This window comes from Pseudoalteromonas sp. BDTF-M6 (genome assembly GCF_018334135.1).
Classification (GTDB): Bacteria; Pseudomonadota; Gammaproteobacteria; order Enterobacterales; family Alteromonadaceae; genus Pseudoalteromonas.
In genome coordinates this window covers 1-21,968 of sequence record NZ_JAGXTQ010000005.1, presented here as the reverse complement: position 1 = coordinate 21,968, position 21,968 = coordinate 1, and the positions used below count along the sequence as shown (strand labels likewise).

General features: G+C 51.4%; 16 protein-coding genes and 3 tRNA genes. 10 read left to right on the top strand and 9 right to left on the bottom strand.

The window, feature by feature from the left end; all coding sequences use genetic code 11:
• The first annotated feature begins 188 nt into the window (after positions 1 to 188).
• Entirely contained in the window at positions 189 to 1,730 is a 1,542-nt protein-coding gene (locus tag KD147_RS12415; RefSeq protein WP_212548076.1) for a tryptophan halogenase family protein, read from the top strand.
• Positions 1,731 to 1,802: 72 nt separating this feature from the next.
• Here KD147_RS12415 and KD147_RS12410 read toward each other — a convergent pair whose 3' ends face one another.
• From KD147_RS12410 to pgi, 4 genes are all read right to left on the bottom strand, one after another.
• A complete protein-coding gene (locus KD147_RS12410; RefSeq protein ID WP_212548075.1) occupies positions 1,803 to 4,403 on the bottom strand; it encodes a TonB-dependent receptor in 2,601 nt (866 codons plus the stop codon).
• A 436-nt stretch (positions 4,404 to 4,839) separates the two neighbouring features.
• Positions 4,840 to 5,550 (bottom strand): 6-phosphogluconolactonase, encoded by a 711-nt coding sequence (gene pgl / locus KD147_RS12405; RefSeq protein ID WP_212548074.1) that lies wholly within the window; start codon positions 5,548 to 5,550, stop codon positions 4,840 to 4,842.
• Positions 5,550 to 7,022 (bottom strand): glucose-6-phosphate dehydrogenase, encoded by a 1,473-nt coding sequence (gene zwf, locus KD147_RS12400; protein ID WP_212548073.1) that lies wholly within the window; start codon positions 7,020 to 7,022, stop codon positions 5,550 to 5,552. The genes pgl and zwf overlap by 1 nt, the downstream gene beginning before the upstream one ends.
• Before the next feature lie 374 nt (positions 7,023 to 7,396).
• Complete coding sequence (pgi, locus tag KD147_RS12395; RefSeq protein ID WP_212548072.1) at positions 7,397 to 9,040, bottom strand: glucose-6-phosphate isomerase; 1,644 nt, start codon at positions 9,038 to 9,040, stop codon at positions 7,397 to 7,399.
• 528 nt (positions 9,041 to 9,568) lie between these two features.
• Between pgi and KD147_RS12390 the strand changes: the two genes are divergently transcribed.
• The 9 genes from KD147_RS12390 to gloA all read left to right on the top strand — a co-directional run bounded on the left by KD147_RS12390 (position 9,569) and on the right by gloA (position 17,802).
• A complete protein-coding gene (locus KD147_RS12390; protein WP_212548071.1) occupies positions 9,569 to 10,600 on the top strand; it encodes a LacI family DNA-binding transcriptional regulator in 1,032 nt (343 codons plus the stop codon).
• Positions 10,601 to 10,716: 116 nt separating this feature from the next.
• A complete protein-coding gene (rsxA, locus tag KD147_RS12385; protein ID WP_105190380.1) occupies positions 10,717 to 11,298 on the top strand; it encodes an electron transport complex subunit RsxA in 582 nt (193 codons plus the stop codon).
• Between the two features lie 2 nt (positions 11,299 to 11,300).
• On the top strand, positions 11,301 to 11,855 hold the full coding sequence (gene rsxB, locus KD147_RS12380) for an electron transport complex subunit RsxB (RefSeq protein ID WP_212548195.1): 555 nt from the start codon (positions 11,301 to 11,303) through the stop codon (positions 11,853 to 11,855).
• An 11-nt stretch (positions 11,856 to 11,866) separates the two neighbouring features.
• Entirely contained in the window at positions 11,867 to 14,335 is a 2,469-nt protein-coding gene (gene rsxC / locus KD147_RS12375) for an electron transport complex subunit RsxC (protein ID WP_212548194.1), read from the top strand.
• Positions 14,332 to 15,390 (top strand): electron transport complex subunit RsxD, encoded by a 1,059-nt coding sequence (gene rsxD / locus KD147_RS12370; protein WP_212548070.1) that lies wholly within the window; start codon positions 14,332 to 14,334, stop codon positions 15,388 to 15,390. Before rsxC ends, rsxD begins: the two co-directional genes overlap by 4 nt.
• The gene (gene rsxG / locus KD147_RS12365) at positions 15,387 to 16,028 is read left to right on the top strand and encodes an electron transport complex subunit RsxG (protein WP_212548069.1); all 642 of its coding nucleotides are present in this window, start codon (positions 15,387 to 15,389) and stop codon (positions 16,026 to 16,028) included. The genes rsxD and rsxG overlap by 4 nt, the downstream gene beginning before the upstream one ends.
• On the top strand, positions 16,025 to 16,726 hold the full coding sequence (locus KD147_RS12360) for an electron transport complex subunit E (RefSeq protein WP_212548068.1): 702 nt from the start codon (positions 16,025 to 16,027) through the stop codon (positions 16,724 to 16,726). Before rsxG ends, KD147_RS12360 begins: the two co-directional genes overlap by 4 nt.
• Before the next feature lie 39 nt (positions 16,727 to 16,765).
• Positions 16,766 to 17,404, top strand: a complete 639-nt coding sequence (gene nth / locus KD147_RS12355; RefSeq protein WP_212548067.1) for an endonuclease III — start codon at positions 16,766 to 16,768, stop codon at positions 17,402 to 17,404.
• Positions 17,404 to 17,802, top strand: a complete 399-nt coding sequence (gloA, locus tag KD147_RS12350) for a lactoylglutathione lyase (protein WP_105255070.1) — start codon at positions 17,404 to 17,406, stop codon at positions 17,800 to 17,802. The genes nth and gloA overlap by 1 nt, the downstream gene beginning before the upstream one ends.
• Positions 17,803 to 17,820: 18 nt before the next feature.
• Here gloA and KD147_RS12345 read toward each other — a convergent pair whose 3' ends face one another.
• The 5 genes from KD147_RS12345 to KD147_RS12325 all read right to left on the bottom strand — a co-directional run bounded on the left by KD147_RS12345 (position 17,821) and on the right by KD147_RS12325 (position 21,921).
• Positions 17,821 to 20,037 (bottom strand): ATP-binding protein, encoded by a 2,217-nt coding sequence (locus KD147_RS12345; RefSeq protein ID WP_212548066.1) that lies wholly within the window; start codon positions 20,035 to 20,037, stop codon positions 17,821 to 17,823.
• Positions 20,038 to 21,204: a sugar ABC transporter substrate-binding protein gene (locus KD147_RS12340; protein WP_212548065.1), complete on the bottom strand. Its 1,167-nt coding sequence runs from the start codon at positions 21,202 to 21,204 to the stop codon at positions 20,038 to 20,040.
• Positions 21,205 to 21,463: 259 nt separating this feature from the next.
• Positions 21,464 to 21,539 (bottom strand) — tRNA-Glu (locus KD147_RS12335).
• Positions 21,540 to 21,742: 203 nt separating this feature from the next.
• Positions 21,743 to 21,818: transfer RNA gene (locus tag KD147_RS12330), tRNA-Ala, on the bottom strand.
• A gap of 27 nt (positions 21,819 to 21,845) precedes the next feature.
• Positions 21,846 to 21,921 (bottom strand) — tRNA-Glu (locus tag KD147_RS12325).
• Positions 21,922 to 21,968 lie beyond the last annotated feature (47 nt).

The following is a 21,968-nucleotide window of genomic DNA, read 5'->3' as shown; positions in this document are numbered from 1 at the left end:
CTTAAAATACCCACATTGAGCACGCGTAATGTTGTGATTTCATTTTAGATAAGTGAAAAACCACCGTAAATTTTCCCTCACTTTCTGTTTTTGCCACCGGGTTAGACGAGGGTCAAAGTTGTTAATAAGGTGTATTAAAAAGCCAACAAGGCTATAATGACAGCGCTATCATAAAGAGGTGGATTCGAATGCAAGATACCCAAATTCGTTCTGTGCTTATTCTCGGTGGCGGCACCGCCGCCTGGTTAAGCGCCAATCACTTGGCCACTCAACTTAAAGGCGTCGACCAAGGTGGCGTTAAAATCACCCTGCTAGAGTCGCCTGATACCCCAACCATAGGCGTGGGCGAAGGCACGGTTCCCTTGATGGTGCACACCCTAAAAGAATTTGGCATCTGCGAGTCGGAGTTTATCAACGCCTGTGATGTATCCTTTAAACAAGGAATACGCTTTAACAACTGGATGCAGCCGCAGAACGAGCAACCGCATTATTATTACCACCCCTTTGATTATCCCTTGCTAAACAAGGATAACCTCGCCGCCTGGTGTCTCGACCCAACACGCAAGTTTGCTCATCAGGTCGGCACTCAGGCGCAGATATGCGATCAGGGTTTGGCGCCGAAAACCATCTGTTGCCCTCAATATCAGGGCCAGATGGCCTACGGCTACCATCTGGATGCGGCTAAATTCGCCGCCTTATTGGCGAAACAGGGTCGTGAGCAACTAGGTGTAAATCACCAATCAGTGCATATTGAGCAGGTGCAGTTGGATGATACGGGCGCCATCAAGGCACTGATCGATAATCAGGGCCGGGCCCACAGCGCCGACCTTTATATTGATTGCTCCGGTTTTAGCAGCCGCCTCCTTGGTCAGGCCATGCAGGTGCCCTTTGTCGACAAAAGCGACATCTTGTTCGTGAACAAGGCCCTAGCCATTCAGGTGCCTCATCAAGACCCTCAAGCCGAGCTGCCTTCATGCACCCTGGCGACTGCACAAAGTGCCGGTTGGATCTGGGATATCGCCCTGCCCACCCGCCGTGGCGTTGGTCATGTGTTTAGCGACCGTTATATCAGCACCGAGCAGGCGCACAAACAGCTAGCGGACTATTTAGGCATGGATGAAGATAAGGTCGAGGCCAGAGAAATAGCCATGCCGGTGGGGTACAGGCAAAAGTTCTGGCATAAAAACTGTGTTGCCATTGGCCTAGCGCAGGGCTTTGTCGAGCCCCTTGAGGCCACCGGCCTGTTAGTCTTCGATGCCACCGCCAAATTGCTGGCCAGTCAATTTCCAACAAACCAACATGACATGGCTGCGCTTAGTGAGCGCTTTAATGAACGGGTCGGGGCCATGTGGGACAGCGTGATCCAGTTTATAAAGCTGCACTACGCCATTTCCAATCGCGATGACAACGCATTTTGGCGTGATAATCGCAACCCCAACACCTGGCCCCCGGGGCTGGCACAAAAACTGACCCATTGGCGTCATCATCTGCCCAGCCATTATGACTTTAACCAGGGCTTTGATGCCTTTCGCTTAGAGAACTATCTTTATGTGTTGTACGGCATGGACTTTAAAACCGATTTAAGCCACAGCCCGATGCGCATTGATTGCGGCCAAAGCACCCAGTTACAAGAGGCCTTGGTCGCTAAGGGCAAACACCTCTGTACCCAGTTGCCCTGTAACCGGGCGCTGCTTAACAGCATTCGCACCCACGGGCTCAATAAGCGCTGAGCACAGCAATTTAAACGCATAAAAAAGCCAGTGAAGACTCACTGGCTTTTTTGCTGTAGCGCACAGCTTAGATTAGAAGCGGAACTGTAAGCCAAGCTTATAGCGTGCTTCGCCTTCGAAGAACCACGCCGGATAGCCGTCTTTCAGCTCAGGTACTACCTGGGCATCGCCTTCAGCCACACCGATTTGTACACTGTCCTCTTCGGTCAGGTTTACGGCTTCAAAGGTCACATCCAGGCTATCGGTCACCGAGTACTTGGCGCTCAAATCCAGAGTGCCATAGTCCTGGTGCTCACGGTTGCCATAGAAACCAGGTAACTCACGGATCATGTACTCAGAGCGCCAGTTATAGGCAAGGCGCACGTTAAAGTCGTCTGTCTCATAGTAACCAACAAGGTTAACCGTATGATCCGATGAATCGGTAAACACGGATACACGATCCGGGAAGTTTTCCGCCGGTGCAGATGAGTCCACCAAGGTGTAGTTCACCTGATAGCCGAAGCCATTATCGAAGCCATCTTGCAATTGCAGCTCAAGACCTTGAATTTCACCGCCGCTACCGGTGCCCATGGTGGCTATGGTCCAGTTATCTACGCCTGAGTCATTATCGACAATGCCTATGCTTTGGTTAAGCACTTGATCTGTCTTGGTAAAGCTGGAGATATCCTTGATAAAGTAAGTGGCGCTAAACATGGCGTCGCTATCGAAGTAGTACTCGATACCGAAGTCCGCCTGGGTCGCCTTAAACGGCTCTAGACCGATATTACCTTTTTTCAGTACCTCATTGCCCGAGGTACCATCGTTGTAACCGGCCAAAGTGGAAGCTGAGAACATATCCGCGTAGTTAGCGCGTGACATAACCTGGGCCGCCGACACGCGTAAGATCACGTCTTCGCTTAGGTCAAAGGCAATGTTCACACTGGGCAAGACTTCATCATAGTCCGCCTTGTCGGTGCTCAGGGTATCCGCGTAGTTGCCCATGGCATCAAGATCATAGTAGTCAGACTCGGCATCGGTAGAAACATAACGGACACCGATATTACCGCGCATCCCTTCTGCTTCGAAGTCGGCCATCAGATAAATAGCCAGGTTTTCTTCCTCTATGGTGCCGTAACCAGAGCGGTACACGTCCGAGGTATTATCAAAGCTGGCAATAGCGGCGTAGCCATCGGCTATCATGGCATCCAGGTTTGGCTCTGGCAAAGTAAAACCAGCGCCGGAAGATACGGTACCCGAGTAGTAATTATCGGCGCTCTTCGCAGCGATATTGTCGACTAGATTCGCCGAGTAGGTGAGCTGCTTAACCTCATGGTCGGCCCAGCGCACACCGGTTTTAATGGCGGTAATGGCGCCAAAGTCTACCGGGAAGGTGAAGTCCACTTGTGCGTAGGTTTCTTCGTCCGAGTTAGGTTGCTTCTTCAGTGACCAACCGGCCGGTGATAGCTCACCGTTGAAGTCACTGGCAGCAAACTCTTTATTGGCGATATCAATCTTGATCACCTCGCCGGTGGCGTCATAGGTACCGGCGAAATCGGCCGGCGTGCCCAACCAGAAGCCATAGTTTGAAGTCAGATCGGTGCCCCCGTCGGACTGGGTATTACCAATGCGACCGCTCACCTCAAAGTTATCGGCCACATATTTAAAATCAAAATCAACCGTATCCGAGGTCATAGAGCCGGCACGCGCCCAAGTTTGTGCCCAGCCCGGGTTAGTATCGTCGGCGCTGCGACGGTAGAAAGTACAGGTGCCCGAAGCATTGGTTTGCTCACAGGCCGCCGCCTTGTCGTCCGGGAAGATGGCAAATAACGAGGTATTGGCGTTATTGGCTTCAAGCTCTAGGCTCATGATATTTAGGCCTAATTCCAGGGCGTCGGTTGGACGATACTGAAATGCCGCGTTGATTGCGGTGCGCTCACGCTCTTGTTGGAAGGTGGTGGGTACAATATCACCCCAGCCAACCAGGGATTCGATGCCGTTACGCTGATAGCTGGTTTCCGAATAGGCCGCCGCCAAGAGGAAACCAAAGTCTTCGTTGTCGTTTTTCCACGAGTAAAGACCCGACACATCTGGATCCGTCTCTTCAGAGATGGTGCCGTAGTCGGCCTTAATGCCACCGAAAATGGTGTTTGCATCCAGGTCCAGCGGCTTGCGTGTTTTCACGTTAACCGTCCCCCCGATACCACCTTCAACGGTATCCGCTTGTGAGGACTTACTCACCTCGATACCGCCCACTAACTCAGGTGGCAACAGGGTATAGTTAAAGCTGCGGTCAATCGATTGTTGGTCATACCAACCGGTTGAAGCTACCGAGTGACCGTTTAGCAAGGTACGGGTAAGCTGCGCCGAGGCACCGCGAATAGACACCTGCTGGCCCTGGCCAAACTGGCGGTTCACCGAGATACCCGAAATACGACCTAGGGCTTCACCCACATCGCTGTCCGGAAATTTACCGATATCCTCGGCGGATACGGCGTCGACTACCGAGTTGGCGAAACGTTTAGTGTTCATGGCCGCTGCGAGTGAGCGACGAATACCACGAACTTCAATCACTTCAACGTCTTCTTTTAATTGAGTTTGCGTATCGGCCGCCACAGCAACACCGGAAAAACCGGCGCCTACAGCCAGGCTGACGTTCACTGCTAATAAGCTTTTCTTAAAATTTTTAGCTAACACAGGATTCCCCTTGAATTATTCTTGAATCATTTTGTTGATTATCAAATCACTTCTGCCCAGTGATGATGACAACGCTGTCATCTACTAACAAACCATACACTCAAAATTACAAATTCGCTACATCTTTTGTCTTTTTAGTTTAAAAAAAACACTAATTTAATTGTAACAAATTGATTTTATTTGATTTAGCAATGAGCCATAGCGGGTTTGTGGATTGAATCGCGGCGAATATAGCACAAATTGTAGAGTAAGAGTAAAGTACGCGATAAGTGCGGGTTAATGTGCGGTTGTGATTGCAAGATGCGCGATTGCTAAATACGATTGCCAGATAAAGCAGCCATACCTGAAACACGGATGAGGCCCTCCCAGGCCATAAAAAAACGCAGCCTAAGCTGCGTTTTCTGTATTTTAAAGGCCAAGCCTTACGGGTAGTTATTTACGGAGCCCAGTATACTTCCAGTTCGATGTCTGGATGCTGTAACACAGCCCGTAAAGGCATCGCCTGCACGTCGCCACCGGCTTTTGCTTCTTTGTAGACAGCCAGTTTTTCCTCGCCGCTGATCAACAACTTAACCACTCGCGACTGAGCAATGGCATGCAAGGTGAGGGTCATACGCTCGGTAATAGCGCCGGTCACCTCGCTTTCGATGGCATTAATTGCACACACCAGTTGTGGCGACGACAAACCCGTTTCTAACCCCTGGGCATGAGGAAATAACGACGCGGTATGACCATCCGGGCCCATGCCCAATATGGTGACATCGAACGGGCGCTGTATCTGTGCATACATCTGCTCACACTGCTCTACTCCGGCCTCGGCCGTGGCGGCACCGTTTTTCATGGTAATAAAGTTGGCGCTGGCGGCCTTGTCTTGCAACAAGGTGCTGTTAATAAAGCTTTCGTTACTTTTGTCATGGTCGGCATCGACCCAGCGCTCGTCAACCATGGCTACATCAACCTTGTCCCAGGCGATGTCCAGGCCCGATAGATACTTATAGGCCGGCGCCGGTGACGAGCCACCGGATACCAGTAAGGACGCGCGTTGGCGCTCATTTAAGGCTGAGGTTAAACGCTCGGCCAACGATGCCGCCAGGGCTTGGGTCATCTGCTCTTTTGAGTCAAAAAAATGCTCTTTGATGGTCGCCATTATGCGCCCTCCCCGGTGTTAAACCAACGATGCTGTGTTTCCGCCAAGAGCTCATCGGCATCGACAGGACCCCAGGTACCGGCACGGTACAAGGCCGGAGCACCTTGCTCTTGCCAGCGTTCAATAATGGGATCGATCCACTGCCAGGCCTGACGTACCTCATCACGGTGAATAAAGAGTGCCGGGTTATTGGCCGCGGCATCAAGCATCAGGCGCTTATAGGCATCTGAATGAAAACCCGATTCATAAGACTCTGATAGCTCGATGTTTAGAGTCACCGGCTCAAGCTGCATCTCGAGGTTGTCTAAACGCTTTGACATCAGGGTGAGTTGAATGCTTTCTTCCGGCTGCAAGCGGATCACCAAGCGGTTTGGTTGAATGGGACCCACACTGTCATCATAAACATTATGAGAAACCGGCTTGTACTCAACCACGATTTCCGCACAACGTTTTTTCATACGCTTGCCGGTGCGCAGATAAAAAGGCACACCCGCCCAGCGCCAGTTATCAATATGCGCCCGAATGGCGACAAAGGTCTCGGTATTACTAGGGCCGTCGGCCAACTCTTCGAGGTATCCCGGGACGATTTTGCCATCGAGCTCGCCCGGTACATACTGACCGCGAACGATATTGTCGTCGACCTGTTCGTCCACCAGCGGACGCAACGCCTCAAGCACTTTTAATTTTTCGGTGCGAATAGAGTTGGCATTGAGCTTATGCGGCGACTCCATGGCTACCAAACACAGCAACTGCAACAAGTGGTTTTGGATCATATCGCGTAGCGCCCCGGCCTTATCATAGAAGCCGGCGCGGCTCTCCAGGCCCACGGTTTCGGAAATGCTGATCTGAATGTTGTCTATGGTTTTGGCATCCCACAGGTTTTCAAAGACCGAATTGGAGAAACGCAGTGCCATTAGGTTTTGCACCGTCTCTTTGCCCAGGTAATGGTCGATACGGAAGATCTGTTCTTCGCTAAAGTATTGAGCGATCTTGGCATTGATCTGCTCTGCGGATTTACCACAGTAGCCGATGGGCTTTTCCACCACCACGCGCGAGGTGTCGGTGATCAATTCCTTGGTGGAGAGAATTTCACAGCAGGTGCCGTACACCGCCGGCGGCAAGGAAAGGTAAAAGACGCGTGATTTATCTTCATCATGCTCGCCAAGTATCGCTTTCAACTCATCCCAGTGGGCGTCGGCCTCGGTTACATTAACCACCACGGGTACCAGATACTTGGCAAAGGCTTGCCAGTCTTTATTGTTGTATTCACCCTTACTCAGGTGCTCTTTAAGGGCGCTGTGGGCGGTGTCAATATACGCATCACGTTGCTCTGTGCCGCGTACGGTAGGTAAGATCCGCGTTCCTTGTGGCAAGTTCCCTTCCTGATAAGCGCGATACATGGCCGGTAGCAACTTGCGCAAAGCAAGGTCGCCGCCGCCACCAAAGATGATGATATCAAAAGGATTTAGCATGATTTACTCTCTACCTGTTTATTGTGTGTTCCGACAAGCCAGCGATGCCGAGCCTGTAAGTGGCACATTCATTGTTCTTATTGGGAATTATAACAAGCCCTAGGCTAGTGACCCTGATGTTAGTGTGCACTCATGGGTGCCGATAACCGTTAGCGCCAGCGTTTAGTTATGGGTGCTGGCGAAAAAGGCAAAGCTCCGATTCTAGATATCTAGCAATCGGAGCTTGGGAATAAATGAGCTTTAGGGTCACTGTAATTCCTCTCACAAAAATACAGGCCCCAAAGACTCCAGCGCTACCCGTTCAAAGGTATTCTGTAAGCCGTCCCTCTTCAGGAAGAAGGCATTCACGGCTTCGCTGCTAAGCAGCTAATTTGTTAGTGGCGTTTATTAAGATAATACGCCATCAGTCCCTGCGTTGAACTATCGTGCTCCCCAACACTGTGTGCACGCAGCTCAGACTCGATATTCTTTGCCAGTCCCTTGCCAAGCTCGACGCCCCATTGATCAAAGGAGCAAATCTCTAAAACGATCCCCTGCACGAATATCTTGTGTTCATACAAGGCAATTAAGCGCCCTAGCCCTCGAGCATCGACCTTGTCGAGGATAAGCGAGCTTGTTGGCCGATTGCCCTGATGAATTTTATGGGCAATAAGCGTTTCTATTTGTTGCTCACTGACACCCTTTTGCAGCAAGTCGGCTCGGACCTGCTCGGCATCAACGCCATTCATCATGGCCTCGCTTTGGGCGAAGAAGTTCGACATAAGAACATCATGATGTCTCTCAACGTCCGTTTGCGGCTGTACCGAGGCGATAAAGTCCGCTGGAACTATGGTCGTGCCTTGGTGCAGATACTGGTAAAAAGCATGCTGGCCATTGATCCCCGTCATACCCCAGATCAAGGGCACCGTATTATAATTCACGGACTCGCCGGCAAAGTTTACCGCCTTACCATTACTTTCCATTTCACCTTGCTGCAGATAGGCCGGCAACATATGCAGGGCCTGATCATAGGGCAAAATGGCCTGGGCTCGATGATCTAAAAAGCTGGTATTCCAAACGCTCAATAACCCCATTAATACAGGGATATTGGCGGCCAAAGGTGCCTGGCAAAAGTGTTCATCAATCTCAAACGCCCCGGCCAATAATTCTGTAAAGGCCTCAAAGCCGAGGTACAAAGCGATAGGCAAACCTATCGCACTCCACATCGAAAATCGACCACCAACCCAATCCCACATGGTGAATACGTTTTCATCGGCAATGCCAAACTCGGCGGTTTTTTGTAAATTCGTACTCACAGCAACAAAATGCTTGGCCACGGCCTGATCATTTTTTGCTGCGTCTTTTAGCCAACGCACCGCAGTGGTGGCATTGGTCATGGTCTCTGACGTGGTAAAGGTTTTCGATGACACCACAAACAAGGTAGTTTCTGGGTCAAGCCGCTTTAATACCTGTGCAATCTGCACGCCATCAACGTTAGAGATATAATGCACCCCAAGGGTTTCATCGGCATAACTTGCCAGAGCTTCGGTGGCCATTTGCGGGCCTAAATTCGAGCCACCAACACCAATACTGACGACGTCACGAATGGCTTTATTGCTATAACCCAGCCATTGACCACTGCGCACCTTGTCGACAAAGGCGGCCATTTTTGCCAGCTCATTGTGTACCTGTTCAACAACATTAACGCCGTCAACCTTGATAGCCCGATTACCCGGATTACGCAGTGCGGTATGCAAAACCGCGCGTTGCTCGGTGAAATTAATCTTGTCACCGGCAAACATTTTGTCGCGCCATTTCGGCAAGTCACATTGTTCTGCCAGCTCGACTAATGTGTCGCGCACCTGCACATCTATCAATTGCTTAGAGTAGTCAAATAACACCCCGGGAATGGTCAATGACAGCGTATCAAAACGGCTCGGTTCGGCGGCAAACAAGTCTTTTAGGTGCGTGTTTTTCAACCCCTTTGCCTGCTCTTTAAGCGCCAGCCAACTCGTTAATTGTGAACGACTTGCTACCATTGTTAATTCCTTATATTTCTAACTAGATTAATAGGTCTTCGCGGTTACTGACCGCGAATCAGCTCACTCTCACCACATTTTTCTCTATTTTTGTGAAAGTTCGAGGACAAAACCACCAATCTTGCATTTTAAATTGCCGTTAAAAGTGAACGTTAAGTTAAAATGACAACGCTGTCAAATGGCTAATTTTAAATTTTATGAGCGGATCATAGCGCATATTTTCGTCCTTGACACCGGTATCATTAGGAAAATTTAAAATTTTCTCTGCTAATTATTCATAACTTTAGATACACTCAATGAAAAATTGACCTAGAGTCATTTTTCTTTGAAAACAGCTGCTGGAACCTAGTTTGCCGAACTGGCTCACCAACTTGGCTTATCTGGGCTAAGCGATAAGAAATTGTCGCAACCATACGCTGCATGGCGAGAAAAAGCCGGTAGCTACGCCACTAGGTCACTAATTAGACACGCTAATTAGGTAACAAATACGGGCATCGCCTTGCGCTGCCGAGATAATAAGAAACGCTCATGAAAGTAACCATCAATGACGTTGCGAAACTGGCCGGGGTGTCAATGAAAACGGTTTCGCGGGTAATTAACAACGAACCTTCGGTACGCAAAAAGACCCATGATTTGGTGATGGCCGCGGTCAAAGAGCTAAATTACCAACCCAACCTCGCAGCCCGTAACCTTGCCGGAACCTCTTCCTACGCCATAGGTTTAGTCTATGACAACCCCAATGCCTATTATGTAATAGACATGCAAAACGGTGTGCTCTCTCGTTGCCGTCAAGAAGGCTATGAGTTGGTTATCCACCCCTGCAGCTATGCCGATGACAATATGAAAACCGAGCTAAAAACCATGATCCGTCGCTCCCGTATCGCCGGTCTGGTGCTCACACCGCCCTTGTCGGAGCAACAGGAGCTGATCGACGAACTGGATGAGATGAACATGCACTATGTGCGCATTCTTTCTGGTCGCGGCGATGACAACGACAACAATTCCTGTATTTATGTGAATGACTATGCGGCGGCCTATGAGATCACCTCTCACCTGCTGCAACTTGGCCATAAAAACATCGCCTTTATTTGCGGTGATCAGGGGCACAAATCCACCGCAGAGCGCTTGGCTGGCTATCAACAAGCACTGGCCGATCATAAAATTGCAGCCCCAGAGTCCCTGCTCTACCGCGGCGAATACTCCTTTGAGTCCGGTGTCGAGGGCGCCAAAGAGCTCCTAAAAGATAACAATCGCCTCGGCATTACCGCGGTGATGGGCGGCAACGATGAAATCGCCGCCGGTGCCTTGTTTGCAGCGCGCCTGATGAATATTGCCATTCCCGCTGAATTGGCCATTACCGGTTTCGAAGACTCCCCCTTCTCCAAGCAGACCTGGCCCAAGCTGACCACAGCCCATCAGGATAATGATGAGATCTCCCAGCATGCGGCGCGACTTTTGTTTAGCAAAACCCGGGGCGCACGCAATCAGGACAAGGACATCACCCGCATCTTCACCCCGAGTTTGGTGATCCGCGGCAGCTCCGACGCCAAAACAGCCTAAGCGGGCCGATGGCGGTCTCCGCGCCGCCACAATCTCGCAAATGACCATCGCAACTGTTGTGAAATGACCGAGAAATAAGGATAATAGTTCGGTTCTTTTCAGCTTCTTGGGTGCCTATGACGGAATATCTCTTACTGCTTGTCAGTACCGTATTGGTCAACAATTTCGTATTAGTCCAGTTTTTGGGTCTGTGCCCCTTTATGGGCGTATCTAGCAAACTGGATACCGCCGTTGGCATGTCACTGGCCACCACCTTTGTACTGACCCTGGCCTCCGTCACTAGTTACCTGGTGAATCAATATATCCTGCTGCCTTTAGAGCTGACCTTTTTGCGCACCATGAGTTTTATCTTGGTGATCGCCGTGGTCGTGCAATTCACCGAAATGGTCGTGCAGAAAACCTCACCCACACTCTACCGCTTACTCGGTATCTTCTTACCTCTGATCACCACTAACTGTGCCGTGCTTGGGGTGGCCTTGTTAAATATCAAAGAGCAGCATAGTTTTGTCGAGTCGGCCGTCTACGGCTTCGGCGCCGCGGTGGGCTTTTCACTGGTACTGGTGCTGTTCGCGGCAATGCGGGAGCGTCTGGCCGGGGCCGATGTGCCGGTGCCCTTTAAAGGGGCGGCCATCGCCATGGTCACCGCCGGATTAATGTCTATGGCCTTTATGGGCTTTAGCGGATTAGTTAAGTTTTAATGATGATTTTATTTTACGCCCTCTGTGCTGTGGGCATATTAGCGTTAGTCTTTGGCGTGATCCTTGGCTTTGCCGCGGTGCGTTTTCGCGTTGAAAGCGACCCCATTGTCGAGCAAATCGATGCCATTTTGCCACAAACCCAGTGTGGTCAGTGCGGCTATCCGGGCTGTCGCCCCTATGCCGAAGCCATTGCCAATGGCGATGAGGTCAACAAGTGCCCTCCCGGTGGTGAAGCCACGGTTAAAAAATTAGCCGATCTTATGGGCGTGGAAGCAACTCCCTTGGCCGGTGGCGAGCAGGCCGAACCGGAGAAAAAGGTGGCCTATATTCGCGAAGACGAATGTATCGGCTGCACCAAATGTATTCAAGCCTGTCCGGTCGATGCCATCGTTGGCGCCACGCGGCAGATGCACACGGTTCTCATTGATGAATGCACCGGCTGTGACTTGTGTGTCGACCCCTGCCCGGTGGATTGCATCGACATGGTGCCGGTCGCGCAAACCAAACAAACATGGAAATGGCAGTTGCAAGCCATCCCCGTGACACAAATTGATTAAGAGGTGCAGTGTTGGACTCTTTATTAGCTCGAATTAGTCGCGGACAACTTTGGCCAAGCCCTGGTGGCGTGCACCCACCGGTAAACAAAAGCCAGTCAAACTCGCTGCCCATCCAAATCCTGCCGTTGCCGCCGCGCCTGGTGCTGCCGGTAAAACAGCATATAGGTGCCCAGGGTCAACTACTGGTCAATGTGCATGAGCAGGTGCTTAAAGGGCAGGCATTAACCAAACCCCATGCCAACTGGTCGGTTCCCGTACATGCACCGACCTCGGGACGCATCGTGGATATTACCCCTATGCCGTCGGCACACCCGTCGGCGCTGCCCGAACTCAGCATCATTATTGAGCCCGACGGCGAAGATCGTTGGTGTGAACTGGTTCCCCACCCAAACTACCGCGAGCTCACCGCAGAGCGTTTGGTAGATATACTGCATTTTGCCGGCATCTCCGGCATGGGCGGAGCCGGTTTCCCGACCTATATTAAGGCCTCAACCAAACAGCAAATTGATGTCCTGATCATTAACGGCTCCGAGTGCGAGCCCTATATCAGCGCAGATGATGTCCTGATGCAGGCGCACGGCGACGAAATCGTGCGCGGTATCGAAGTACTGCGCCACCTGTTAAAACCCAAAATCACCCTGATCGCCATTGAAGACGATAAGCCCAAGGCGATAGAGGCGATGGAACAGGCCTGCGCCGGTCTTGACGAGATGCAGGTGCGCGCCATCCCCACCAAATACCCGTCCGGTGGCGAAAAACAGCTGATTCAAATTTTAACATCGAAAGAAGTGCCCGCCGGTGGTATTCCCGCAGATATCGGTGTGCTGGTGCAAAACATTGGCACCATGTACGCGGTGCAGCAGGCGGTTGAGCTTGGTAAGCCGCTTATTGAGCGTGTGGTTACGGTTACCGGTGACGCCCTGGCCGAGCAGCGTAACGTCTGGGCTTTACTGGGTACCGAGGTAAAACACCTGTTGGCACAGCAAGGATTTACACCTGAGCCGATGCAAAGGGTGATCATGGGCGGTCCCATGATGGGTTTCACCCTGCCCACGGTGCGAATTCCCGTGGTGAAAACCACTAACTGTATTTTGGCGCCAAGCGCAGCGGAAATGCCGATGCCTGGCGAAGAGCGCGCTTGTATCCGTTGTAGCGCCTGCGCCGATGCCTGCCCAGCCTCGCTATTACCCCAACAGTTGCAATGGTTTGCCAAGACCAAGGAATATAAAAAGCTCGAAGAGCACCAGTTATTTGATTGCATCGAGTGCGGTGCCTGCGCCTATGTCTGCCCCAGTGAAATACCTTTGGTTCAGTATTATCGTGTGGCCAAGGCGGAAATTCGCGAGCAGCAGATCGAGCAAATTAAATCGGACCGCGCCAAGGAGCGCTTTGAAGCCCGTAAGGAACGCTTGGAGCGGGAACAAGAAGAGCGTCGTAACCGCCATAAGCGCCCTCGTCGCAGCACAGAGCAAGACTCACAAAGCAAAGAGAAAGTGGCCGAAGCCCTGGCTCGGGTCAAACGCAAACAAGCCGATAAGGGTGATGACAAAGACAAGGTTGCCGCCGCCATTGCCCGTGCCAAAGCGAAAAAAACGGGCGAACAACTTGCGCCGGATAACAGTGACGTAGCGCAAGAACGCGCTGCGCGTAAAGAACAGGCACGCTTGTATAAAGAGCAAAAGCAGCAATCGGACACTCCAGAGCCCTTAGCAAAAGACGATAAAAAAGCGGCTGTAGCCGCCGCTATTGCCCGCGCTAAAGCGAAAAAAGCAGCCCAAGGCGAAGATGCCGATGCACCGGCGCTGGACGATAAAAAGGCTGCGGTAGCCGCTGCCATAGCTCGCGCCAAAGCGAAAAAAGCCGCCCAGGCCGAAGACGCCGATGCACCGGCGCAGGACGATAAAAAGGCTGCGGTAGCCGCAGCTATTGCCCGCGCCAAAGCGAAAAAAGCAGCTCAGGCAGCCGAAGCCAATGAGGCACCGGCAGAGACAAAAGGTGACGCAAACCCGGCCGTTGCCCCGCAGTCCGAGGAAGATAAAAAGAAAGCCGCCGTCGCAGCCGCAATCGCGCGCGCCAAAGCGAAAAAGGCGGCCCAAGCTGCAGCTAAACCGTCGACTGAGTCGTCGACCGAGTCGTCAACTGAGTCATCGACCGAGTCTTCAACCGAGTCTTCGACCGAGCCTCGCGAAGAGCACAATACTGGCACCGATAATCCGTCGCCGACGGCACAATCGGCCGAAGACAAGAAAAAAGCAGCGGTTGCCGCGGCAATTGCTCGCGCCAAGGCGAAGAAAGCGGCCAAGGCAGCGCAAAGCGATGAGGCTCAGGACGACACTAGCGATAACGCCAACACGCCGGCAGCTGAACAATCGCCAGAAGATAAAAAGAAAGCGGCCGTCGCAGCTGCCATCGCCCGTGCCAAGGCCACAAAAGCCGCACGAGACGCGGACAACAACTCAGATGATGAGGATCCATCATGAAGCTCAATATGATGAGTTCACCATATAAACACAGCCATAAGTCGCTCACCGGTGTGATGCTGATGGTGGCACTGGCTGCGGTGCCAGGAATATTGGCGCAGTGCTATTTTTTCGGCACCGGTGTCTTGATCCAGCTGGTGTTAGCCCTGGTGTGCGTCACCCTGTTTGAAGCCGCGGTGCTCTATATGCGCGGCCGTAAAATTTGGCACACCCTGCAAGACGGCAGCGCCTGGTTGACCGGACTGTTATTGGCGGTGAGTATTCCGCCCTTGGCGCCTTGGTGGGTGATAGTGATCGGCTGCTTCTTCGCCATCGTCTTTGTTAAGCAGCTTTATGGTGGCTTGGGCGGCAACCTCTTTAACCCAGCCATGGCGGGCTATGTGTTGCTGCTGGTGTCTTTCCCTGTGCAAATGACTTCTTGGTTACCGCCGGCGGAGTTAATGCACCATCAGGTTAGTCTGGTCGATGAGCTGGCCATGATTTTTAGTAACTACACTCAAAGTGGATACAGCTTGGAGCAACTGCGCTCCAACGTCGATGGCATTACCATGGCCACCCCCTTGGATACCCTGCGCACCGATGTCAGCCATGGTTTAACCGTGGCCGAGAGCATGGTAAAATCGGTTTTTGGTGAAACCGCGGGCATAGGTTGGCTGTGGGTTAACACCGCCTATCTGCTCGGTGGCTTATTGCTACTGCAACAGCGAGTGATCAATTGGCATATTCCCGTAGCCATGCTCGGTGCCCTGTCGCTGTGTGCCAGCATCGGCTATATCTTTGATTCGGGCAATCAACCCGGCTTAGCCTTCCACTTACTCAGTGGCGCCACCATGCTGGGTGCCTTCTTCATCGCCACGGATCCGGTGTCGGCATCCACGACCAATCGTGGCCGCCTTATTTATGGCGCCGCCATTGGCGTGATCGTCTATTTGATCCGCACCTTCGGAGGCTACCCGGATGCGGTGGCCTTTGCCGTGTTACTGATGAACATGGCGGTGCCGTTAATTGATCACTATACCCAACCGCGCACCTATGGGCATGGAGCAAAATCATGATCCTCTCATCTATGGTTAAAAATGGCGCTATCTTGAGTGCCTTCGCACTGGTGACAACTGGTGCGGTTACCTTGGTCCAGCAGTTCACCGCGCCTAAGATTGCCATCCAAGAGAAAAAACAGCTCCAGGGGCTGCTGCATCAGGTACTGCCCGAGTCCGCCTATGATAACGAGTTGTATCTTGACTGCACTCAGGTACGCAGTCAGGAGCTGGGGCCACATCCTAGCTACACGGTCTACCGGGCACGCAAGCAAGGAGAGGTGGTGGCCTTAGTGATGCAAAGCACGGCACCTAATGGTTACAGTGGCAATATCGAGCTGCTCAGCGCTATCTATCCAGATGGCACGGTTGCGGGCGTGCGTGTAACCAAACATAATGAAACGCCTGGCCTTGGCGATAAGATAGAAGCCAAGCGCAGTGACTGGATCAACAGCTTCAGTTCCCAACAGGTGCGCAGCCAGGATGACCCCCGTTGGGCGGTGAAAAAAGACGGCGGTACCTTTGATCAGTTTACCGGCGCCACCATAACCCCGCGCGCCGTGGTCGGTGCGGTAAAAAACACCGTCATTTATGCACAGCATAATTTCAACACCCTGGCCCAAGCGGACAATAGCTGCAACCCGGGAGAGTCATCATGAGTGATTACAAAACCCTTTTTAAAGACGGTGTCTGGGCTAATAACCCGGCCCTAGTGCAACTGCTTGGCCTGTGTCCGCTGCTGGCGGTGAGCAGCACCATCACCAATGCTCTCGGGCTTGGCATAGCTACCCTGTTGGTATTAGTGGGTTCAAATGTCACCGTGTCTCTGGTGCGTAACTGGGTGCCAAAAGACATTCGTATTCCTGTGTTTGTGATGATCATTGCCGCCTTCGTAACCATCATTCAATTGCTGATGAATGCCTTTACCTTCGGCCTGTATCAATCACTGGGAATTTTCATTCCCCTGATCGTGACCAACTGCGCCATTATCGGCCGCGCCGAGGCATTTGCGTCAAAGAATAACGCCCTGCTCAGCGCCTGGGATGGCTTAATGATGGGCTTTGGTTTTGCAATCATTTTATGTATTCTCGGCGCCATGCGTGAATTGATTGGCCAAGGCACCTTGTTCGATGGGGCCGACCTGCTACTAGGGCCTTGGGCACAGAGCCTGCGCCTGGACATCATTCATTTTGATCATCAATTTTTGCTGGCTATCTTACCCCCAGGTGCCTTTATCGGTTTGGGCTTGCTGATTGCCGCTAAAAACCTGATTGATGCCCAGTTAAAGGCGAAACAACTGGCGCCTGATGCCGAGCAGTTGAAAGGGCCTCGCGCTCGGGTCACCAGCTTAGACTAGCGTCCACGCGAAACTGTATAAAAATAACAAGGGCAGAACATGAATAAAGAAAAACGCCGCCTGATTTTAGAGCGTTTACGCGAAGCCAATCCGCACCCGGAAACCGAGCTGGAATACAGCTCGCCGTTTGAGCTGCTGGTTGCCGTTACCTTGTCTGCGCAGGCTACGGATGTGGGCGTGAACAAGGCTACCCGCAAACTTTTTCCGCGTGCAAATACGCCACAGGCCATTCTTGATTTAGGCCTGGAAGAGTTGCGCGAAGCCATTAAAACCATCGGCCTGTTTAACTCTAAAGCCAATAATGTGTACAAGATGTGCCAGATTTTGGTAGAGCAGCACGGCGGCGAAGTACCGGAAAATCGCGAGGCCTTAGAAGCCCTCCCCGGTGTAGGCAGAAAAACCGCTAACGTGGTCCTTAATACCGCCTTTGGCTGGCCGACCATAGCCGTGGACACCCATATTTTCCGCGTCTCTAATCGCACTAAGTTTGCCATGGGCAAAGACGTGGTGGCGGTTGAGCAAAAGCTAGAAAAAGTGGTGCCCAAAGAGTTTAAGGTCGATGTGCACCACTGGCTTATCCTCCATGGCCGTTACACCTGTGTGGCGCGTAAGCCACGCTGTGGCAGCTGTATTATTGAAGACTTATGTGAATTTAAAGACAAAACTGAGGTGGCATAATGCGCTTATTACACACCATGTTACGCGTGGGCAATTTAGAACGTTCAATTGAGTTTTACACGCAAGTTTTAGGGATGAAGGAGCTGCGTCGAGCAGACAATGAAGAATACCGCTATACCTTGGCCTTTGTTGGCTATGGTGAAGAGAAAGATCATACCGTGCTTGAGCTGACGTATAACTGGGATCAGGATAGCTATGAGCTGGGCACGGCCTATGGCCACATCGCTATAGAGTACGATGATATTTACAAGGCGTGCGACGAGATTCGCGCCGCTGGTGGGGTAATTAGCCGTGAGCCGGGTCCGGTAAAAGGCGGCACCACGGAAATCGCTTTTGTGAAAGACCCAGATGGCTATGCCATCGAACTGATTCAGAAAAAAGAATACACCACCTTCTAATGTTTAGATGGCGACCGACTAGCTAGGTTGAGTCGCCTTTTTTACCAGCCATTTATGCAATATGGCGAGCAAAGCCTGATACTCAATGGGTTTAGCCAGGTGATCTTGCATCCCCGCCGCCAGCGCAGCTTCGATATCCTGACTCATGGCATTGGCACTGACCGCAATGATGGGCGCATGCTCCGGGTTGTGGGCGCAAATAGCGCGACTAGCACTGAGGCCATCCATCACCGGCATCTGAATATCCATTAGAATAAGATCAAAAGCCTGCTTTGCTTCGGCGTCAATGGCCTGCTCACCATTTTCCACCAGGTGCACGGCAACCCCCTGCTTTTCCAGAAACTTGGTAATAACGCGCTGGTTAATGGGGTTATCCTCGGCCACCAGGACTCGAAAACCATCAAATCGGACCTGCTGCAGCGACGACATGGGCTCTGCATTTATCTGTGATAAGGGAGCTGAGCGCTCCAAGGTCAGACGAACAACAAAGGTGCTGCCCTCATCCGGCTCACTCGCAAGGCTAATGCTGCCGCCCATCAGTTCAAGCAAACGCTTACAGATACTGAGCCCTAAGCCGGTTCCGCCAAACTCACGAGTAGTGCTGGCCTGAGCCTGTATAAAGGGCTGAAATAATTGCCCACGTAGCTCTTTCGCTATGCCAACGCCCGTGTCTTTAACAGTAAACTCACACTCATAACTGAGGCCCTTTTCGCTCACCTGCAGGCCTATTTCTATGCCACCGCGGCTGGTAAATTTTACTGCATTGGACACCAGATTGCTCAGCACCTGGCGCAGGCGCATTTCATCACAGAGCGCATATACTTGCGGTTGCTCAGGGAGCGCCAAAGTGCAGCGAATACCCTTTTGTGCACAGCCAGGCGCAAAAAGCTCATTGATATCCTTTACGAGCTGGATCAAATCACAGGGTTGGCGCTCTAGAACCACCTTATTCGCTTCGATTTTGGAAAAGTCGAGAATGTCGTTTATGACCGTTAGCAGCATTTGCGTGGAGAGCTGGATTTGCCGCGTATACTGAGCTTGCTGTGACGCCAATGGCGTACTTTGTAGCAACTGCAAATAACCAAAAATACCATTCAAAGGGGTGCGCAGTTCATGACTCATGTTGGCCAAAAATAAGCTTTTTGCTCGCTCCGAAGCCTGCGCTCTGTGCTTTTGTTCTTTTAGCGAGGCGATTTGTGCTTCTATGGTCTTTGCCATACTTTGCAAATTGGCGCTGATCTTCTCAAACTCACGATAACTAAAAGGCTGTACCTGGGATTCGTATTGACCCTGAGCGTAGCGTTTACTCAACAAGGTGATACCTTTTAGCGGTTGGTTAAAGCGTCGCACCAACCAACGTGCCAACAGCAGCGCCAGAATGCCCAGGCTCAGTATCAAAATGGCGGCAAATGCCAAACTGCGGCGTAAAGCGCTTAAATGCGGTTCGTGAGGTTCGCTAAGGGTCAAGGTTAAGGGACTACTTGCCTCATTATGAAGTATGGCCACGATCTCGCTACGGGCCGTTAACTGCGCCTGAGAGCCCAATGTCCCCGCTTGCGCCAGCTCGTTATCCGCCAACATCACGCGGTAAGTATTGTTGTACGCAAATTGCTCAACCTGCTCTATTTGCGCCAATGAACTGATCAGTGACGAAATTGGCTGCAAGGTAAGTAGGATGCCGGTGGTTTGGTAGGGGGTGCTTAGCGACTCGCGTTCCAGGTTCAGAGGCGTGGCAATGGCCAGATACGCAATCGGCTGCGCCTCACTGCTTTGCAGACCTTCAGATTCAACAACAAAGTAACTAGACCCCGCTTGCTGCACGCTTTGCTGTAATAAGGGCACTGTGGTGGCGATATCCATATTCAGTGCCTTAAGAGGAAAGCCTTCGACAATAAAACCAGCCTTATCTATGACCATGGCAGCGTGAATATTTGGGCTTTGGGTGACATATTCCTGAAGTTGGGTGAGCGCAAATTGCGAATAAAGAATGCGTATGGGTAATTCGGCAATGGCCTTGGAGTTAGCCAGGCGCTCGTTATCAATCACGGTCTTAAACAACTGCTGACGCAGTGCCAAAGCGTCATTATTGGCGCGCCAATTCAAGGTTTGCTGCGCCTGAGCCAAGGAGTTTTGATAAAACTGATAGCCAAAAAACAGTACGACCAGCAACATGGGAACCAGGCTGATCCACACTATGCTGACAAACAAGGCATGACTAAATTTGGCGGTGCGCATTTATTCGTTCCTTGCCGCTATGGAGCGCTCAGCAAGATGCTGCATAAATTCACTGGCCTGTTGGGCATTCATGGCCTTAGCGCCAAAGCGGGTGTAACCCTTTAACATCACCTCCCAGATAATCATCATATTGGGAGAATTCGGCATGGGCTCACTGTGCGCTAAGGTGTCGAAGAACACTTGGCTGTCGGCATCGGCGTTGGCCAATATATGTTGCTGCACCTGCTGATGGACAGGGATCCCGACATGGCGCTGCCAGAGTTGAGTTTGCACATCCGGGTGCTGTAAAAGCGCCGCTAACTGCTCTAGCTGCGCACGCTTCTCGCCGTACAAAGACTGCTCTGGGAATGCCAATACAAAGGCGGTTGAATATGGCTTCATGGTGTTTCCCGCCAGCCTTGGTAAGGCAGCAACACCTAATTGCTCCCCCAGGTGCTGCCGATAGTTATCATAGGCCCATATGCCATTAATACTGTAGGGTAACTTAGCGGCCATAAAACGCTGCTCGCTGCAGCTATAGTCACACCCAGGGTCAACAACCCCCTGCTCGGCCAAACGCCACACATAACTCAGTGCTTGACGCATGGCCTTAGTATTAAGGTTAGGTTGGTCGGCAACGACCGGAGGCTCACCGAAGGCGGTGACAAAGGGCACAAACCAGAACATCTCCATAAAGCTCCAGCCTATGGGTGCCGTACCTTGATGCTGATAATACTGCAGCAATTGTTGCCAACTCGTTGCTGGCTCACTGACCAACGCCTTGTTGTAATACAGTACCAGATGGTTACCGGCAACAATGGGAATGCCTAGTTGACGCCCTTGCATCCGGCCGCTGGCCGCGAATAAGGGGGATTGCTCAGGGCTGAGCATGGATTGTGGAATTTCGCTGTAATTAACGAACTCATCCATGCCTAAATGATCGGCAGGCACTAAAATAGAGTCTGCTCGCGCACCGCTTTCCGCACTTTGAATTAACCTTACCTTTAACAGTTTTTGGTCAACCCATTGGGCATCAATAGCCAATCCTTTGGCCGCTGCAGACTCGCTTAAGAACGAGGCAAACTCACCATTTTCAATGGAAAAAGCCAAGGTCAGCGCGGCATGGCTGCCAGGACTGGAGCCAATACCCAAAAGCAAGATAACAAGTTGTAAAAACCGGGCTAACACAATTGCTCCCAAGGGTTTTCATACATGCGTAAACCAGCACCCAGGCATAGGAAAGAAGCCCAGATAAGGATTATTTGCGATAGTGATTTAGCGGCTAAGATCCTTGCCAAAACGCAGCAAAGTCGAGACGCAATAATGCCCGATAAGTTAACTGAAAGTTATTGAACTAGCAAAGGAATTTGTAGGATTTCTGCTATAGAAAAGTACAGAGATCTTGAAGCTTTTAGGAAAATATAACAAGAAAAGAGTAAGAAGAAAGTGGCGTCCCCTAGGGGATTCGAACCCCTGTTACCGCCGTGAAAGGGCGGTGTCCTAGGCCTCTAGACGAAGGGGACAAAAATTTGCATTTCGAAGCATTGCTTCGATTAATTTTTGTAAGTGCGACAGCTGAGCCTGCGAGGCTAAGCGGCCTAATTACAAAAACATGCTTTTGTCACTAGGACTGGTTATTTAGACTCTTACCATACGAGTAATCGAACACACCGAAACATATATATGCTCGGCCTAAATTAGGATGAGATGCGTCGAATAAATGATTTGGTGGAGCTAGGCGGGATCGAACCGCCGACCTCTTGCATGCCATGCAAGCGCTCTCCCAGCTGAGCTATAGCCCCAAACCTGATACTGAAATCTCAGTAAAGTGGCGTCCCCTAGGGGATTCGAACCCCTGTTACCGCCGTGAAAGGGCGGTGTCCTAGGCCTCTAGACGAAGGGGACAAAAATTTGCATTTCGAAGCATTGCTTCGATTAATTTTTGTAAGTGC

Excerpts from the sequence above, each read along its gene's own strand:
- KD147_RS12415 (WP_212548076.1), top strand. The coding sequence starts at position 189 with ATGCAAGATACCCAAATTCGTTCTGTGCTTATTCTCGGTGGCGGCACC.
- pgl (WP_212548074.1), bottom strand. The coding sequence starts at position 5,550 with ATGGCGACCATCAAAGAGCATTTTTTTGACTCAAAAGAGCAGATGACC.
- zwf (WP_212548073.1), bottom strand. The coding sequence starts at position 7,022 with ATGCTAAATCCTTTTGATATCATCATCTTTGGTGGCGGCGGCGACCTT.
- pgi (WP_212548072.1), bottom strand. The coding sequence starts at position 9,040 with ATGGTAGCAAGTCGTTCACAATTAACGAGTTGGCTGGCGCTTAAAGAG.
- KD147_RS12390 (WP_212548071.1), top strand. The coding sequence starts at position 9,569 with ATGAAAGTAACCATCAATGACGTTGCGAAACTGGCCGGGGTGTCAATG.
- rsxA (WP_105190380.1), top strand. The coding sequence starts at position 10,717 with ATGACGGAATATCTCTTACTGCTTGTCAGTACCGTATTGGTCAACAAT.
- rsxB (WP_212548195.1), top strand. The coding sequence starts at position 11,301 with ATGATTTTATTTTACGCCCTCTGTGCTGTGGGCATATTAGCGTTAGTC.
- rsxD (WP_212548070.1), top strand. The coding sequence starts at position 14,332 with ATGAAGCTCAATATGATGAGTTCACCATATAAACACAGCCATAAGTCG.
- rsxG (WP_212548069.1), top strand. The coding sequence starts at position 15,387 with ATGATCCTCTCATCTATGGTTAAAAATGGCGCTATCTTGAGTGCCTTC.
- KD147_RS12360 (WP_212548068.1), top strand. The coding sequence starts at position 16,025 with ATGAGTGATTACAAAACCCTTTTTAAAGACGGTGTCTGGGCTAATAAC.
- nth (WP_212548067.1), top strand. The coding sequence starts at position 16,766 with ATGAATAAAGAAAAACGCCGCCTGATTTTAGAGCGTTTACGCGAAGCC.
- gloA (WP_105255070.1), top strand. The coding sequence starts at position 17,404 with ATGCGCTTATTACACACCATGTTACGCGTGGGCAATTTAGAACGTTCA.
- KD147_RS12345 (WP_212548066.1), bottom strand. The coding sequence starts at position 20,037 with ATGCGCACCGCCAAATTTAGTCATGCCTTGTTTGTCAGCATAGTGTGG.